Origin of the sequence: Bacillus sp. 1021 (genome assembly GCF_014534735.1) — a bacterium.
Taxonomy (GTDB): domain Bacteria; phylum Bacillota; class Bacilli; order Bacillales; family Bacillaceae; genus Bacillus; species Bacillus siamensis.
Genome location: NZ_JACVSR010000002.1, coordinates 320,699 through 336,485, shown reverse-complemented (window position 1 = coordinate 336,485; position 15,787 = coordinate 320,699). Strand labels below are relative to the sequence as shown.

The following is a 15,787-nucleotide window of genomic DNA, read 5'->3' as shown; positions in this document are numbered from 1 at the left end:
CCTTTTAGAAATGTACAGCATGCAGTTGGTTAAATCACAATATCTCCCGGTGAAACCCCAAGAGATATCACAGTTTCCACAGAATAATCATCCGTGTTGTAAACAGTGATGTTCTGCTCTAAAAAATGAGCAGCATACAGAAATTCGCCATTCGGAGTAAACGCAAAGTCTCTTGCCGATTGCGGAACATTTCCTATAACGCCTGCACCATTCGGACTGACAGCATATAAATTGCCAGTGAAGCTGTCATGTAAATACACCCCTGATCCACTCGTAAACATTACATATTGGCCATCAGGCTCCAGCTCTTGGGTAATGCTGACCGTAAACGTATTTAAGTCAATAACCGTCAAATAATTGAACAAGAATTCTTGTTCTAAGACATACGCATACCGCTCCGGCCAATTTGTTTCTATGGATGATACGATAAGCTCTCGTTCAATCGTTCCTGTGACTTCACCGGTGAATAGGTCCACTTTTTGCACTGAACCAAAATCAAGAACATAGGCGAATAACCCATTGGGATCAATTGCAAAATCAAACCCTTCCACAGGAATCGACCTATCCACAGTTAACGTATCAATTCCAATCACATAAATCGCAGTATCGCCGAGAACATAAGCAAACTCATGATTTGGGATACATTTTATCGATCTAGGCGGCTGATCCAGCAGTATGGATGCTGTCACTGTTAAAGTGTCATAATCGATGACAGAAATCACATTATTGTCGAAGTGCAAAACAAACACAGCGCTTTTATCCGGAGTTATTTCAATACCTGTCGGCCGGTACGGAAGAGCAATCGTTGTCACAACAGTATGAGTGTTTGTATCAATCACAGAAACTGATTGATCATTTGGATTCGCTGTAAACGCATAAACGGGTTCCGGCTCAGGAACAAGCACAATCGTGCCCGTCACCGATAAAGGACTGCCATAGAATGGCGGAACGACAACAAGGTTCTCGATCGTAATGTCACTGACATCCGGGCAATCATCGGGTTCATCAGAATAATAGACGACTTGGTCAATCTCTGCATTGCGGATGACAGAAACAGACCCGTCCCCTTGTCCATATTGATTTCGCACTGGTGAGACACTGACGAGAAGCGTAACAGTTCCCTGCAGGCGCACTGCGAATTGAATACCGATTTCATCAGGCTCAGGCCCCGTCTCAATGAAACAGCGTTCAATGACACAAGAAAGGCTGTCTGCATTCCACGTCACGTTTGCAACAGCTTCAGCCGGATCAACGACAAACCCCTCAGGCAATTCAATCGGCGCTTGAAACATCGCTTCACGGCTTGCTTCTTCCTCGCAAAAACATAAACATTCTTCCTGTGCGGCTCCTGCTTTTTCTTTAAAGGAAAGCTTGTTATTTCTCATATCTTCACTTCCTTTTCAGACATACACTGCTCACGCAGATACAACAGAATATGGAAGATGCATTTGTTTGCTTGTACAAATTGTCGGGGATCATAGCGGATTTTTGAAATGATATCCGCAGACATGCGGTTTTAACGAAAGAAAACATTGCGGTTTTTTTGCGCTATCCTTCCGAATGAAAATGATAAAATATGTCATATACATAACGTGGAAGGGAGGGATTCGGAATAGTGGCGAGTGTTGTATCGTCTTCAGCGGTTGGAGAAAAAATCAACGAATGGTATATGTATATTCGAAGGTTCAGCATCCCGGACGCCGAGTACTTGCGGAGAGAAATCAAAGAAGAGCTTGCAAGCCTGGAAGATGACCAGGATCTTCATCTGTACTATTCTCTCATGGAATTCCGCCACAATCTGATGCTCGAATACCTCGAACCGCTGGAATCGCAGCGGATAGAAGAACAGCCGAGACTATCGGATCTGCTCGCGGATATTGATAAAAAGCAGGCCCGGCTGACCGGACGCCTTGATTATTATTTTAATTTTTTCCGGGGGATGTATGAGCTGGAATGCCGTGAGTATCTTTCAGCCATTCAGTTTTTTAAGAAAGCTGAAAGCAAATTGACGTACGTTACAGATCAGATAGAAAAAGCGGAATTTTACTTTAAGATGTCAGAAGTCTATTACTATATGAAACAAACTTATGTTTCAATGGACTATGCGCGGCAAGCTTATTTAATTTATAAAAATGGGGATAATTATAGCATTAGGTTGACTCAGTGCCATTCTTTGTTTGGCGCTAATTATCTTGATGTAAAGCAATATGATCATGCAATATCCCACTTTCAAAAAGCATATACGATGGCTGAACTGGATCAGCAGCCTCAATTAATGGGGAGAACACTTTTTAACATCGCTTTATGCTACAATAATCAAAACAATAAAGATGAAGCCATTCCTCATTTAAAAGAAGCCATAGCTGTTTTTGAAAAAGCTCAAATGAGTCATTCACTTCCGCAGCCCTACTTCTTACTTACACAGATTTATTTTAAGTTAGAAAATATAGATAACGCGTACGATTATCATAAAAAAGGTATCTCAATATGTAAGGAAATAGATGATATAATTTACGAGGAAAAGTTTAAATTTTTGGAATATTTGTATATGCCGGATCCAAGAGATACGTTAATAAACGATTGTCTGCATTTTCTTGAAAGTAAATTGATGTATGCTGATATTGAGGAATTAGCCCTTGATGTAGCTAAATATTATTACACAAAAGAAGAATATAAAAAAGCTTCTGTATACTTTTTAAAAGTTGAAGAAGCCAGACAGCAGATCGAAGGAGGAGTGAATTTATATGAAATTGAAGTATAAATTACTTATAGTCTGTTTTGCTGTGAGTACGCTATTAGTATCAGCAGGAATAACGAATAGTTTAACTCCTCATTATTATATATCTGAACGTGCAATGATCTGAATTTATAATGAAAGATTTCACTTTAGGTTTGCGGTGACAATTCCCTTGAGTTTTTTTATTCAAGAGATAGATTCTATTACAAAAACCCGGAACAAAGGCTTCTTCTGCCCTATTATTCCGGGTTTTTTTCTTTCTACTTCACAAACCCAAGCAGCATTTCACGAATCATCTTGCTTGCCGTGTTTGCGGTTTGTTCTGAGTGGTCATAGACCGGTGCGACTTCTACGAGGTCAGCGCCTTTTACGTTGACTTCTGAGCGCGCGATTTCATGAATGGAGGCGAGCAATTCCTTAGACGTGATGCCTCCTGCATCAACCGTGCCCGTTCCCGGCGCATGAGCGGGGTCAAGAACGTCGATATCGATGGTGACGTAAACAGGACGTCCCGCGAGCTGCGGCAGCACTTTTTTCAGCGGCTCAAGCACTTCAAACTTAGAAATGTGCATGCCGTTTTCCTTCGCCCATTCAAATTCTTCCTTCATTCCGGAACGGATGCCGAATGAAAATACATTCTGCGGCCCGATGAGCTCGGCCGCTTTGCGGATCGGAGTAGAGTGGGAAAGCGGTTCGCCTTCATAATCCGTGCGCAGGTCAGTGTGCGCGTCAAAATGAATGATGGCAAGGTCCGGAAACTTTTTATACATAGCTTTTATGACAGGCCATGACACAAGGTGCTCCCCTCCCATGCCGAGCGGGAACTTTCCTTTTTCTAAGATGCTGTCCACATATTCCTCAATCATATCAAGGCTTCTTTGCGGATTGCCGAACGGAAGCGGAATGTCGCCGGCGTCAAAGAAATTCAAATCAGCCAGATCACGGTCGAGATACGGGCTGTATTCTTCAAGACCGATAGACACCTCGCGAATTCTGTTTGGGCCAAAGCGTGAGCCCGGGCGATAACTGACCGTCCAATCCATCGGCATGCCGTAAAGGATGGCGTCCGCCTCTTTCCAGTCGGGACGGCTTGCGATAAATACTTTTCCTGAATAAGCTTCATCAAATCTCATCTATAATACCCTCGCTTTCCTGTAAAAAAGCGCAAGATTCGCTCCTGCGCCATACATTTTTATTTGATTAAGTCGCTCACAAATTTCGGAAGAACAAATGCCGCTTTGTGAAGCTCTTTCGTGTAATACTTCGTATCGATGTCGAAGAAACGGCTGTCCTCCACTTCAAGCGGATCGTACTTTTTAGAACCGATTGTAAATGTCCACAGACCGCTTGGGTACGTCGGGATATTTGCCGTATACAGGCGGGTGATCGGGAAGATTTCTTTCACGTCACGCTGTACGTTTGTAATCAGTTCCGGCGTAAACCACGGGTTGTCCGTCTGCGCGACGAAGATGCCGTCTTCTTTTAACGCCTTGGAAATTCCGGCATAGAAGCCTTTTGAGAACAGATTGACGGCCGGTCCGACCGGCTCTGTTGAATCAACCATGATGACGTCATACTCATTTTCTGATTTTGCGATGTGCATGAAGCCGTCATCGACTCTTACGTCGACGCGCGGGTCATCAAGTTTGCCCGCAATGGACGGAAGAAATTTTTTAGAGTATTCAATGACCTTGCCGTCAATGTCGACAAGCGTCGCTTTTTTTACGCCCGGGTGCTTCAAAATCTCTCTGATGACACCGCCGTCTCCGCCGCCCACAACGAGGACGTTTTCCGGATTCGGGTGCGTAAATAAGGGTACGTGCGCAACCATTTCATGATAAACGAATTCGTCTTTTTCAGAAGTCATGACCATTCCGTCTAAGAACAGCATGTTTCCGAATTCTTCTGTCTCTACCATTTCCAGATGCTGAAATTCAGTCTGTTCAGTATGTAATGTTTGCTTCACCTTTAATGTAATGCCGAAATTCTTCGTCTGCTTCTCCGTATACCAAAGCTCGCTCAATTGTCATCTCCCTTTCAAGGCTTATTTCATTTATTGTAAGCGTCTGTTTCGCTTTTATTCCGGTTAAAATCTCATTTTCACCTAAGGAAAAAGTATAGAGGATGGAGGGGAAAAAGTAAAGAAGTGTCCGGTTTGATATGTTTAAAAAACCCCCTTTTTTCACATAATAATAGAATCATGAAAAAGGGGGTTCCCAAAAGTGGATAAAGTATCTGGAAAACAGCTCAGAATCACGCTCAAAATCATCCGCGCCTGCATCTTTCTGACACTGATCGGCGGAATGCTGGCCGGTGTCTGCTTCACATCCGTTCTTCTTGCAGCGAAATGGCAGGGCGCCCCCTCCGTCCGGGTCCCTCAGTCTACGATTCTTTATGCAAATGACGGCTCAAAGCTGGGAGAGACCGATTTCGGTGAAAAACGCTATTGGGTCCGGTTAAAAGATATTAATCCGGTGGCGGTGCAGGCCGCCATTGCGGTAGAGGATCAAAACTTTTACAGCCACCACGGATTTGATTACCGGCGGATGGCCGCTGCCGCGCTTGCTGACATAAAAGCAATGGCCAAGGTTCAGGGCGCCAGCACCATCACCCAGCAATACGCAAGAAACCTCTATCTTGAGCATGATAAGACATGGAAACGAAAATGGAATGAAGCATTTTATACGATCCGCCTTGAACAGAACTATTCTAAAAACGAGATTTTAGAAGGTTATGTAAATACGATATATTACGGCCACGGCGCATACGGAATTGAAGCCGCCTCCCGCCTGTATTTCGGCAAACACGCCAAAGATCTGAACGATGCGGAAGCCGTGCTTTTGGCAGGCATACCGAAAGGCCCGTCCGGCTATTCGCCTTATGTCAGTGAAAAGAAGGCCAAACAGCGCCAGGAAACGATTCTCCGATTGATGACCGAACAGAAAATGATCTCAAAAGAAAAGGCGGAAAAACTCAAGAAAACACCGCTTGCCTATCAGCCGCTGAAAAACAGAACCGCGGCAAAAACAGCGCCTTATTTTTACGATGATGCGATGAAAGAACTCGAGAAAAAGCTCGGGATGACGCGCGAACAGCTGACAACGAGCGGGCTGCGTGTTTATACAACGCTTGATAAGCGCATGCAGCGGATCGCAGAAAACACTGTGGCACATACGATCCGTACCGGCTCTGACATTCAGGTCGGCTTTTCCGCGATTGATCCGGCAACAGGGCGCGTACTTGCGCTGATCGGCGGACGTGATTACGAAAAAAGCCCGTTTGACCGGGCGACACAGGCGAAACGCCAGCCGGCTTCCACGATCAAGCCGCTTTTATACTACAAAGCGATTCAAAGCGGCTTTACTCCGGTCACGCTGATGAAAAGCGAAGAAACAGAGTTTCAGATTGACGATAATGGAGATACTTATTCTCCAAGCAATTACAACGGCTACTACGCCAATAAACCGATTACGCTGCTTCAGGCGCTTGCGTTATCAGACAACATCTATGCCGTGAAGACCCACCTCTTTCTCGGCATGAATAAGCTCGTGTCGGCGGCAAAGGAATTCGGCATCAGCGAACATTTAAAGCCCCTTCCGTCTCTGGCGCTCGGAACTGAACCCGTGCGCCCGATTGAAATGGTCAATGCCTACGCGATGCTCGCAAACGGGGGGAAACAAATCACCCCTTCCTTTATCACAAAAGTAACGGATACTGCCGGCAATATCTTGTATGAACAGCCGCGCAGACATCAGCAGGCGCTCGATAAAAAAGCCGCATTTGTGACGGCGAGCATGATGACGGGCATGTTTGATCAGGATTTAAACGGCTATACTTCCGTCACAGGGCGCACCATTTCAGACAGGCTGACCCGGACGTACGGCGGGAAATCAGGCACCACAAGCGCAGACAGCTGGATGATCGGCTTTAATCCCGCTCTTGCCGCCGGTGTTTGGACAGGCTATGACAAAAGCAGCACGATTGATTCCGTAGAGGAAAAAAGCTATGCAAAGACGATTTGGGCGGACTTTATGGAGAAGGCGCTCGAAGGAGAACCGGAAATAGCGCTTAAACCGCCGAAGGGCGTCACGGGCGTCTATATCGATCCCGCATCCGGCTACACTTCCGGACCCGGATGCGCCGCAAAGCATTATACGTATTTCATCGCAGGCACTGAGCCCGCGGATGTGTGCTATGGACCGGAACCGTCTAAAAAAGAAAAGGAACACGCTCCCGCCCGCAAGGAACCTCCGCGCAGAAAGTGGTGGGATAAGTGGCTCGGCAAAAAAGACTAAGCCCGGTGCATCGTGCGCCGGGCTTTACTCCGCTTCTTCCTCAAGCACCCACGGGAGCAAGAGTGAAAAGTCGAGATGGATAATAGGATCGGGAAAATCCTTCGGTATAAAAAATGTTGTACTCGGCAAAGAAAATGAAAAGCGGATATCTCCCGCTCTCTCAATATGATACTCCGGACAGCCTTCCCTAAGCCTGCCGACAATCGGATAACTGCCCGCATAATGATGCAGGCCGTTTTCCTTTCCATGCTCCCCCAAGTCGTGACAGACAGCCGGACGAATCCCAAACTGTGTAAACAGCCTTGTTTTCTCAGCGGGAAGGAGATTCATCGCCTCGGAAAAGTTCCGGCAGCTCCCGCAATCGCAAGGTTCAGCCCATGATTTTTCATATTGTTTTCTCGTTTCCGCCGCATCTGCTTCAATGACCCAAGGTCCGATTTCAAATACGGTGAACATGATGAAACCTCCGCTCAACATGAAAAACCCCGAGTCTTGGTTCGGCTCGGGACTTTCCATGTCCTGATTCTGTATCAACAGTTTACTCAGTAAAAATGTAAAATAGTGCAAATATTTATAAAGTTCACAAAAAGTTCACAAATTATTTTTCTTCCGGAAGCAGACCCGTCTTCAATTCATCAGATGAACGGTCCCATAGCCCTTGGTCATGCTTCTGAAGAAATTCAGCAAGCACCTGCTTTGAGCTGTCATCCATTTTATCCACGATAATGCGGCGCTTCATTGATTTATCCATTAAATTCACATGCTCCGGCAATGACTTATAACCTCTGCGGATACTTCTGTCCACAGTCATTTCACAAGCCGTCACACCCGCGTAATAAGGGCCTTCTTCTTTTCTGTCAATGGTGACCCACACGAGCCAGTACGGTTTGCCGTTCGGCACTTCATCCTTGTTCGGCAGGAATTTGATCCCTTTTTCTACGACACTGCGGGCGTGCATGGCGCCGATATCGACGAAGGCTTCCTTCTCTTCCACATCGACAAATACCGGAGAAATATTGTCAAGGCTCAGCGATCCGGCGCCGAAACCGCCATGTCCGTCGGTCGGATCACTTTTAATGATATTAAATCCGATTGTTTTTTTCTTTTTTTCTTCCATGAAAATACCCTCCTACAAAAGCGGTTGAAATATAATGGCAAAAACCTTGAGAATCCAGTCTCTTCCCTCGCTTAACAGCGGCCACACGACATAGGAGCCGACCGGTGTCACAAACAGCACGAGAAACACGATGATCCCGTAGCTCTCAAATTGAGTCATTTTCGCGCGCACCCGCGGCGGCACGAGATCCTCAATAATCCGGTAGCCGTCAAGCGGAGGAAGCGGCAGCAGGTTGAATAAACAAAGCGCGAGATTCAGCTGAATCCATATAGAGAAAAAGCGGTCAAGCCCCATGCTGAATGCCGAAAGCAGCTCCATTCCGTAAGCATGCATCAACACTAGCAAAAAGAAACCGATAAAGGCAAGAAGCAGGTTGCTTACAGGCCCGGCGACGGAAACCAGCACCCCGGCCAGCCGCGGTCTTTTAAAGGCGCGGCGGTTCACCGGCACCGGACGGGCCCAGCCGAAACCTGCGACCAAAATAAGAATGGTTCCGAAAACATCAAGATGTTTAATCGGATTGAGCGTTAATCTTCCCTGTCTCGCCGCTGTATCATCACCGAACCGATACGCGACATACGCGTGCGCCAGTTCATGCATCGTAAATGCCACGATCAGCGTAATGACGACATAGGGCATAAGCTCCAGCGGATAATATAAAAATCTGTCCAAATGTAAAAATCCCCTTTTTTTAAAATGCAAGATTGTCCTTCATTCAGTATACTATAAGTGATCTCTCTTCCAAAGAGAGGAAACAATAAAGGAGGATCAGCACCATGCCGCTCGTAACCGTTAAAATGCTTGAAGGCCGCACAGATGAACAAAAACGGAATCTGGTTGAAAAAGTAACAGAAGCCGTCAAAGAAACGACAGGCGCAGCCGAAGAAAAGATCATTGTCATGATTGAAGAAATGAGAAAGGATCATTACGCCGTCGCCGGCAAACGGATCAGCGATACGGAGTAATCCTTGATAAAGGCCGGCAATGCTGTACGCAGGCCGGCTTATTTCACAACCTTTTCAACCAGGCTGAAAAAGATTTTCTTTTCTTCCTCTGTCAATGCTTCGAACAGTTCGTCAATCAGCAGCTGCCGGTTTTCAATCATTTGCATGGCCGCCATTTTCCCCGATTCGGAAAGCGTCATCCATACCGTGCGGCGGTCTTCGTTGTTTCTCGACCTTTCCACGAACCCTTCTTTTTCTAAATGATTGAGAGCGGTTGTCGTGGCGGAAGGTGATAATGTAACCTCCTGCAATATATCTTTAATCGTACACGTGCCGTGCCGGTAAATAATCCTCAGAATAAATCCTCTGATATTATTGATACTCTTCGGAATTGTCGCCTCATCAAGCTTTTTCGTGCTCTTTAAATACTTTGTAAGAGCGTAATCCAGTACATTTGCTTGCAAGTTATCGTGCTTCATGCAGAAACTCCCCATTTCAAGATGCATCCATCATCATTTGTTAGTTTTTTATTACATTTTACTGATACCTTACGGAGAAAGTCAAAATTCCGGCCGGAATGCCCGCAACTTTTATCCTGCCTTGTCCAGACTTTTGTCTCCCTCTTTTTTACCATATCCTTTTATGCAATGCTGGTTTTATAGACACGATTCAGGTAAAATCATAAAGGTGGCTGATCTGATCGGATGCGGCAGACAATATGATTGGAAAAGAAACGAAACAGACAGGGAAACAGAACACAGGATTGTTGATTACACAGAAGATGTGACACGGGTAAAAGCCAAAGAGCTCCTCTTGGTTTTTGCTTTCGGATGGAGGGATGCGTGTTGCGGAATATCCTACAAAAAAAAGACATCACCCAGCTGCTTGAACAAAGCAGAAACAGGCAGACTGCCAAAACGATGGGTGGATTTGATTTAACATTACTGGGCATCGGCGCCGTCATCGGGACGGGTGTCATGGTCCTTACAGGCATTACGGCCGCGAAAAACGCCGGGCCTTCCGTTATCTTTTCTTTTATCATTGCAGCCGTTGTCTGCAGCCTTGCAGCATTATGTTACGCCGAAATCGCTTCTGTTCTCCCGGTTTACGGAAGTGCTTATATTTACTCTTACACGACGATGGGAGAAATTATCGGCCATTTAATGGGCTGGACGCTCTTATCCGTTTATATGGTGACGGCATCCGCGGTCGCAAGCGGCTGGTCAAGTTATTTCAATAATCTGTTAGCCGAAATCGGCATGCCTTTGCCGGACAGTCTGCTGCACGTGCCGAGCCAGGGAGGCATCGTCAACCTTCCTGCCATCATCATTACTCTATTAATTGCGGTCGTTCTGTCACGCGGCTCCAAAGAGAGCAAAACATTTAATAATATAATGGTTCTCGTAAAAATCGGAATTGTTTTGCTGTTTATCATCACAGGCAGCTTTTTTGTAAAGCCGGGCAATTGGCATCCTTTTATGCCTTTTGGAATGAAAGGCGTCATCACAGGGGCTTCTGCCGTCTTTTTTGCGTTTCTCGGGTTTGACGCGATTTCCGCTTCGGCTGAAGAGGTCAAAAAACCGCAGCGCAACCTGCCGATCGGCATTATCGGTTCACTGGTGATCTGTACATTAGTATACGTCATTGTCTGTCTCGTCATGACGGGGATGGTTCCGTATACACAGCTAAATGTGCCGGAAGCCATGTCTTATGTATTGCAGACTGTCGGACAAAATGCGGTGGCGGGCGTTATCGCTGCCGGAGCGGTGATCGGGCTGATGGCCGTCATTCTCGCGCATACGTATGCAGCGACCCGCATATCCTTGGCGATGGCAAGAGACGGAATGCTGCCGAAAGTCTTTACCATTGTCGGAAAGAAATCGGGAGCGCCGATCTTTAATACGTGGCTGATCGGACTGATCAGTGCATGCATTGCGGGTTTTGTTGATCTGAAAGAACTGTCGGATCTCTCAAACATCGGCGCATTGCTGACATTCGCCATGGTCAGTCTGTCCGTGCTGATTCTGCGCCGCACTCATAAGGATCTGCCTCGGGGATTTAAAGTGCCTTTCGTTCCCGTACTGCCGATTTTGGCCATTATCTGCTGTTTGTTTTTAATGGTCAATCTGCCGCTGAAAACGTGGCTTTATTTTGCCGCCTGGCTGATCATCGGCGTGATCGTTTACTTTTTATATTCGTACAAGCACAGCAAATTGAGACAATAAACAAAACCAGGCCCGCATGTTGCGGCCTGGTTTTTACATAAAAAAAGACGAAAGCCATCGCCTTTAACAAATGTGTTTCAGCTCTTCTATGTAGTGAAGCGCCTCATCATATTCTTCATCTGTATATTTCTGCTTGCTCTTGATCGTAAACACTTTCTCTTTCTTTTCCTCAGCTTCAAGGCCGTCAAAATACAAAATCGTAGACACCAGCTCCAGAAACCGGGATGAGCGGCTGTTGACGCTGTCGATGTACTTCTTCATATCCGGCATCGTCAGCTCCGCGTGATGTAAAAACTCAGCGCCCGTCTCCGTCAGCGAATACCGGTATTGAAAGTAGCCGCCCTTTTTTTCCTTCACCTCATCCAGAAACCCAAGATTGCACAGCTCTTCAATTCGAAGCGTCAGTTCTTCGGAATACGGGCCGTAAAAATGAAAATCATATTTTTCGTAGAAAGGATACTGCATTTTCTTTGCGATATAAATGATTTTCTGCAGCTTTTTCCGCCCGATGATTTCTCCAGAATCCGAGAACACTTTCATCAGTTTTGCATGTTCTTTCAACAAATTCCCGACATCTCCTTTTCCTTCTTTACCAAAATCCTTTTATGTCAGTCCCAGCAGCTGCCGGATTTTTAATTTCGCTTCAGGGTTTTCTGAATCGTCAAAAATGAGGTCCATCGGATAGTACAGCTTATGATCCGTCCGCAGTTTTCCCGAAATGGATTCGACAATGGCGGACTGCCTGGACAGCTCTTTGATCTGGCCGTTCTGCGTTAACAGATGAATCGGCAGACGCTCCTCCTCTTCACCCGGACGGTAAAAATCATACGGCAGATCCGATGAAGAATCGACCACCAAATAATAATTGGGATCAATTCCCGCCTCTTTAAACAGAGCAGTCAGTTCAAAATAAGCCGACATTTCCTCATTCGGGTTAAATTCGGCATACTGAAACAGCTGGCGGTTAATAAAGCGGCGGCACAAGTCGGACAGAATCTGATCCTCTTCATCCTCCCAAGCCTGGAAATAATATAAAATGATAGCTTCATCTAACTTCAGATAATCCTCAAGCGTCAGCTTCCCTTCAAAGATGGAATAAAAATGAACGGGAGCATGCGTGAAGATATACCCTTCTTCATGGAGCTGCTTCGCACGGTGGAGGATTTTCGTCAAAATGACTTCAGCGCTTCTCGTCACGGGATGAAAATACACCTGCCAATACATTTGATAGCGGCTCATAATATAGTCTTCGACGGCGTGCATGCCGCTTTGCTTAATGACGATCTGGTCCTCACGCGGACGCATCACCCTTAAAATCCGTTCCATATCAAAATGTCCGTAGCTGACGCCCGTATAGTACGCGTCCCGCTGAAGATAATCCATCCGGTCGGCGTCAATCTGGCTCGAAATCAGGCTGACCACCTGTTTGTTTCTGTATGTTTTAGCAATGACTTCTGCAACATCCTGCGGAAATCCGGGACCCGCCTTTCTGAGAACCTGATTCACCTCGGTATCGCCGAGAATAATTTCTCTCGTAAAGTCTTCATGATCCAGATGAAAAACCTTTTCAAAGGAATGCGAAAACGGCCCATGTCCCAAATCGTGCAAAAGCGCGGCGCTGAGACAGAGTTCGCGTTCATTGTCATCCCATTCAGGGCGCCCTTTAAAAACATCGTCAACCATTCTTCTGACAATCTCATAGACGCCGAGAGAATGGTTAAAACGGCTGTGTTCCGCGCCGTGAAACGTCAAATACGTCGTACCGAGCTGTTTGATCCGGCGCAGCCGCTGAAATTCACGGGTGCCGATCAAATCCCAGATCAGCTTGTCCCGCACATGAACATAGCGGTGAACGGGATCTTTAAACACTTTTTCTTCTGATAATTTTCCATTTGGATACGCCATCGTCATTCCCTCTTTTTTTTAGCCGTGATTCTATTATATCGGCTCAGTCTTTTGAAAACATCCTTGAATTTGTCCGGCGTTTTGTTCCACTTTTTCCGAAACTGATTTTTTTGAAGCAAAAAAGCCTGACCCATCGGGCGAGGCTGTCGAAACACACATTTACTTTTTGATCTTCTTTTTCACTTTCTCAATCAGCTCGTCCTCAGTCGGCGCCGACAGCGGGCGGTTGTTTACGAAAGCAAACGATTTTTTGCGTCCGGGCCCGCAATATGACTGACAGCCGACCTCCACTTTTGCATCCGGGTCAGCTTCTTTTAAACGCGGCAGCAATGTTTTAATATTGGTGGCTTGGCAATCATCACACACTCGGAATTCATTAGCCATGATGTACGCTTCCCTTCATTCAATGTTCCTCTATGTTAAATCTTAATTTTAAAAACGAAAAAAATCACATCACATCTCATTGTACAAGGATTCATCTTATCCTGCAAGGCTCTGCGTATCTCTCATTCTTTCAGCCAATTTGTATAAATATTTTCCAATCTGGACATTCTAATACCATCAAAGATATTGGGGGTTGAGAACATTGACAAAACAAAGACAGGACGCCTGGTCAGAAGAAAACGACCTGCTGCTTGCGGAAACCGTGCTCCGTCACGTTCGGGAAGGAAGCACGCAGCTGAACGCCTTTGAAGAGGTAGGCGATAAGTTAAACAGAACGTCGGCAGCGTGCGGATTCAGATGGAATGCCGTCGTCCGCCATCAATACGAAAAAGCGCTTCAGCTCGCCAAAAAACAGCGGAAACAGCGGATGCGCGCGCTCGGAAACGGACAGCCGGCCAAGAAGAAACTATTATATCAGCCGCCTGCTCCGGAAGCGGATATCATGCAGGAAACCGCAGCCGAAGAGACGGTTCAAGCAGAAGCGCCTAAAGAAGACCGGCAAGCCGTCATGTCCGGCGAACATATGCCTTATGTCGATGAAAGCTTCAAGGAAGAGTTAGCTAGTTTATCACATTTGCTGGCGCCTCAGCAGCCGAGCCAAAAGGCGGAGCTCACAATGGCAGACGTCATTCAATTTCTGCAGAGCTATGAAGGCAGCGGAAAGCAAACTTCCGCCCTGCAAATGGAAAATGACCGTTTAAAACGGGAAAACAAAGAATTGCAGTCTAAAACCGAGCAGCTGGAAGCGGCCGTCGAAAAGCTTGAAAAAGACCAAAAAACCATTCAGGAAGACTACGAAACCTTGGTTAAAATTATGAACAGAGCCAGAAAACTAGTTTTATTTGAAGAAGACGAACACGCCTCCCCGTCCTTCAAAATGGACCGGAACGGCAATTTAGAAAAAATGGCCGAATAAGGGAAAAACCCCCTTTCCTTGTCATGGAAAAGGGGTTTTTGCCATTTGTCAATGACGTACAACCTGATCTATATTAATGTAAACATTGTTCAAGAGATCTTCTTCCCGCAGGGCCTGCATAACTCGGTTCCCGCCCGTACATAAGCATAAAGATTCAATTCCTCACCCCAAATGGTTCTTGGGAATTATTGCTTGATTTACTACTGTGCAATACACTGTATAGAGAATACAATTATTAGATATGATGGGAATGATAGTAAATGAGTAGCCAATTACGAAAAGGAGCGTTGGAACTTTGTGTGTTATCCCTGCTTCTTTATGAAGATTTATATGGTTATGAATTAATCAAGATAATAAGTGAAACGTTCCCTGTATCGGAGGGCACCATCTACCCCATATTACGAAGACTCACAAAAAATAACTATTTAAAAACGTATACAGCAGCTTCAGATCAAGGCCCGTCACGCAAATATTACAAAGTAACAGAAGAAGGCGCCTTTTATCATCGAACATTAAAATCGGAATGGCTTGACCTGTCCGAAAAAGTGAACAGCATCATTAAGGAGGGAAAATGAATGTGTAAAGACCAATATTTAAAACATCTCCGGCGGGAAATAAAAGATCTGCCGGAATTTGAGCAAAAAGAGATACTCGCGGATATCAGCGAAATATTTGACGTGGGCGGGGCTGAAGGAAAAAGCGATGAACAAATCGCCGGCAATTTAGGTAATCCAAAAACACTTGCGCGCACTCTAAAAGCGGATATTTTCATCAATAATGCCCAGGAGCAGAAGACATGGCGCTCCTTTTTCAAGGCATTCGGCCTGCTGCTGGGTATGGGCATGTTCAACTTCATGTTTATGCTGACACCGTTTCTTTTTGCCTCTGTTACGGTGTTAAGTTTGATGGCGATCGGCCTTATGCTGATGACCGGATCATTCTTTCTCCTCGTAAAAGTGCCGATTGTAACAGCCATCTTTAACGGATGTATTGTCCTCGGAGCCGGTATGGCAGTGTTTATGGCCGGATTTGATCTTTCGAAACTGATATTCCGCATCTTTTTGCGCTATTTCAAATGGAATGTCAGCGTTGTAAGGAGGGAAACCATTGAATCGCAAAATGTGGTATAGCATTGCTCTCATTTTAATCGCAGCCGGTCTGATCGGAAGCATGTTCTTCGGTTTTGACGGCTTTTATCCTAATT

The 15,787-nt window shown here is 45.7% G+C and carries 18 protein-coding genes; 8 read left to right on the top strand and 10 right to left on the bottom strand.

Annotated elements, in window-relative coordinates; all coding sequences use genetic code 11:
• Window positions 1-29 precede the first annotated feature (29 nt).
• Window positions 30-1,385, bottom strand: a complete 1,356-nt coding sequence (locus ICW23_RS08315) for a YncE family protein (protein WP_188154330.1) — start codon at window positions 1,383-1,385, stop codon at window positions 30-32.
• A gap of 230 nt (window positions 1,386-1,615) precedes the next feature.
• Here ICW23_RS08315 and ICW23_RS08310 point away from each other — a divergent pair, with 230 nt between their 5' ends.
• Window positions 1,616-2,761: a tetratricopeptide repeat protein gene (locus ICW23_RS08310; protein WP_188154329.1), complete on the top strand. Its 1,146-nt coding sequence runs from the start codon at window positions 1,616-1,618 to the stop codon at window positions 2,759-2,761.
• Window positions 2,745-2,864 (top strand): PhrC/PhrF family phosphatase-inhibitory pheromone, encoded by a 120-nt coding sequence (locus ICW23_RS08305; RefSeq protein ID WP_115996635.1) that lies wholly within the window; start codon window positions 2,745-2,747, stop codon window positions 2,862-2,864. The genes ICW23_RS08310 and ICW23_RS08305 overlap by 17 nt, the downstream gene beginning before the upstream one ends.
• A gap of 133 nt (window positions 2,865-2,997) precedes the next feature.
• Here ICW23_RS08305 and speB read toward each other — a convergent pair whose 3' ends face one another.
• Window positions 2,998-3,870 carry an agmatinase gene (speB, locus tag ICW23_RS08300; RefSeq protein WP_016937592.1) on the bottom strand — a complete coding sequence of 291 codons (873 nt, stop codon included), beginning with the start codon at window positions 3,868-3,870 and terminating at the stop codon, window positions 2,998-3,000.
• Window positions 3,871-3,929: 59 nt separating this feature from the next.
• Window positions 3,930-4,760: a spermidine synthase gene (speE, locus tag ICW23_RS08295; RefSeq protein WP_013353957.1), complete on the bottom strand. Its 831-nt coding sequence runs from the start codon at window positions 4,758-4,760 to the stop codon at window positions 3,930-3,932.
• Window positions 4,761-4,959: 199 nt separating this feature from the next.
• Here speE and ICW23_RS08290 point away from each other — a divergent pair, with 199 nt between their 5' ends.
• Complete coding sequence (locus ICW23_RS08290) at window positions 4,960-7,032, top strand: transglycosylase domain-containing protein (RefSeq protein ID WP_188154328.1); 2,073 nt, start codon at window positions 4,960-4,962, stop codon at window positions 7,030-7,032.
• A gap of 24 nt (window positions 7,033-7,056) precedes the next feature.
• Here ICW23_RS08290 and ICW23_RS08285 read toward each other — a convergent pair whose 3' ends face one another.
• The 3 genes from ICW23_RS08285 to ICW23_RS08275 form a co-directional block, all read right to left on the bottom strand.
• Window positions 7,057-7,488 (bottom strand): hypothetical protein, encoded by a 432-nt coding sequence (locus tag ICW23_RS08285; protein WP_188154327.1) that lies wholly within the window; start codon window positions 7,486-7,488, stop codon window positions 7,057-7,059.
• A 142-nt stretch (window positions 7,489-7,630) separates the two neighbouring features.
• Window positions 7,631-8,149, bottom strand: coding sequence for a YwhD family protein (locus tag ICW23_RS08280; protein ID WP_016937589.1), 519 nt, complete (start codon window positions 8,147-8,149; stop codon window positions 7,631-7,633).
• Between the two features lie 12 nt (window positions 8,150-8,161).
• Complete coding sequence (locus ICW23_RS08275; protein ID WP_003151043.1) at window positions 8,162-8,821, bottom strand: site-2 protease family protein; 660 nt, start codon at window positions 8,819-8,821, stop codon at window positions 8,162-8,164.
• 104 nt (window positions 8,822-8,925) lie between these two features.
• On the opposite strand from ICW23_RS08275, the gene ICW23_RS08270 reads away from it, so the two are divergent.
• The gene (locus tag ICW23_RS08270; RefSeq protein WP_003151042.1) at window positions 8,926-9,114 is read left to right on the top strand and encodes a 2-hydroxymuconate tautomerase; all 189 of its coding nucleotides are present in this window, start codon (window positions 8,926-8,928) and stop codon (window positions 9,112-9,114) included.
• A gap of 38 nt (window positions 9,115-9,152) precedes the next feature.
• On the opposite strand, the gene ICW23_RS08265 is transcribed toward ICW23_RS08270, so the two are convergent.
• Entirely contained in the window at window positions 9,153-9,572 is a 420-nt protein-coding gene (locus tag ICW23_RS08265; protein ID WP_003151040.1) for a MarR family transcriptional regulator, read from the bottom strand.
• A 366-nt stretch (window positions 9,573-9,938) separates the two neighbouring features.
• Here ICW23_RS08265 and ICW23_RS08260 point away from each other — a divergent pair, with 366 nt between their 5' ends.
• Window positions 9,939-11,318, top strand: coding sequence for an APC family permease (locus ICW23_RS08260; protein ID WP_016937587.1), 1,380 nt, complete (start codon window positions 9,939-9,941; stop codon window positions 11,316-11,318).
• A 63-nt stretch (window positions 11,319-11,381) separates the two neighbouring features.
• Here ICW23_RS08260 and ICW23_RS08255 read toward each other — a convergent pair whose 3' ends face one another.
• The 3 genes from ICW23_RS08255 to ICW23_RS08245 form a co-directional block, all read right to left on the bottom strand.
• Window positions 11,382-11,882 (bottom strand): YwgA family protein, encoded by a 501-nt coding sequence (locus tag ICW23_RS08255; protein ID WP_007407653.1) that lies wholly within the window; start codon window positions 11,880-11,882, stop codon window positions 11,382-11,384.
• Between the two features lie 39 nt (window positions 11,883-11,921).
• Window positions 11,922-13,223, bottom strand: a complete 1,302-nt coding sequence (locus ICW23_RS08250; RefSeq protein WP_016937586.1) for an HD domain-containing protein — start codon at window positions 13,221-13,223, stop codon at window positions 11,922-11,924.
• Window positions 13,224-13,382: 159 nt separating this feature from the next.
• Complete coding sequence (locus ICW23_RS08245; RefSeq protein ID WP_003151034.1) at window positions 13,383-13,607, bottom strand: YuzB family protein; 225 nt, start codon at window positions 13,605-13,607, stop codon at window positions 13,383-13,385.
• Window positions 13,608-13,809: 202 nt separating this feature from the next.
• Between ICW23_RS08245 and ICW23_RS08240 the strand changes: the two genes are divergently transcribed.
• The 3 genes from ICW23_RS08240 to ICW23_RS08230 all read left to right on the top strand — a co-directional run bounded on the left by ICW23_RS08240 (window position 13,810) and on the right by ICW23_RS08230 (window position 15,713).
• Window positions 13,810-14,583, top strand: a complete 774-nt coding sequence (locus tag ICW23_RS08240; protein WP_016937584.1) for an RsfA family transcriptional regulator — start codon at window positions 13,810-13,812, stop codon at window positions 14,581-14,583.
• A gap of 260 nt (window positions 14,584-14,843) precedes the next feature.
• Window positions 14,844-15,158 (top strand): PadR family transcriptional regulator, encoded by a 315-nt coding sequence (locus ICW23_RS08235; protein ID WP_188154326.1) that lies wholly within the window; start codon window positions 14,844-14,846, stop codon window positions 15,156-15,158.
• Window positions 15,159-15,713 carry an HAAS signaling domain-containing protein gene (locus ICW23_RS08230; RefSeq protein WP_095241180.1) on the top strand — a complete coding sequence of 185 codons (555 nt, stop codon included), beginning with the start codon at window positions 15,159-15,161 and terminating at the stop codon, window positions 15,711-15,713.
• Window positions 15,714-15,787 lie beyond the last annotated feature (74 nt).

Excerpts from the sequence above, each read along its gene's own strand:
- ICW23_RS08315 (WP_188154330.1), bottom strand. The coding sequence starts at position 1,385 with ATGAGAAATAACAAGCTTTCCTTTAAAGAAAAAGCAGGAGCCGCACAG.
- ICW23_RS08305 (WP_115996635.1), top strand. The coding sequence starts at position 2,745 with ATGAAATTGAAGTATAAATTACTTATAGTCTGTTTTGCTGTGAGTACG.
- speB (WP_016937592.1), bottom strand. The coding sequence starts at position 3,870 with ATGAGATTTGATGAAGCTTATTCAGGAAAAGTATTTATCGCAAGCCGT.
- ICW23_RS08285 (WP_188154327.1), bottom strand. The coding sequence starts at position 7,488 with ATGTTCACCGTATTTGAAATCGGACCTTGGGTCATTGAAGCAGATGCG.
- ICW23_RS08280 (WP_016937589.1), bottom strand. The coding sequence starts at position 8,149 with ATGGAAGAAAAAAAGAAAAAAACAATCGGATTTAATATCATTAAAAGT.
- ICW23_RS08270 (WP_003151042.1), top strand. The coding sequence starts at position 8,926 with ATGCCGCTCGTAACCGTTAAAATGCTTGAAGGCCGCACAGATGAACAA.
- ICW23_RS08265 (WP_003151040.1), bottom strand. The coding sequence starts at position 9,572 with ATGAAGCACGATAACTTGCAAGCAAATGTACTGGATTACGCTCTTACA.
- ICW23_RS08250 (WP_016937586.1), bottom strand. The coding sequence starts at position 13,223 with ATGGCGTATCCAAATGGAAAATTATCAGAAGAAAAAGTGTTTAAAGAT.
- ICW23_RS08245 (WP_003151034.1), bottom strand. The coding sequence starts at position 13,607 with ATGGCTAATGAATTCCGAGTGTGTGATGATTGCCAAGCCACCAATATT.
- ICW23_RS08235 (WP_188154326.1), top strand. The coding sequence starts at position 14,844 with ATGAGTAGCCAATTACGAAAAGGAGCGTTGGAACTTTGTGTGTTATCC.
- ICW23_RS08230 (WP_095241180.1), top strand. The coding sequence starts at position 15,159 with ATGTGTAAAGACCAATATTTAAAACATCTCCGGCGGGAAATAAAAGAT.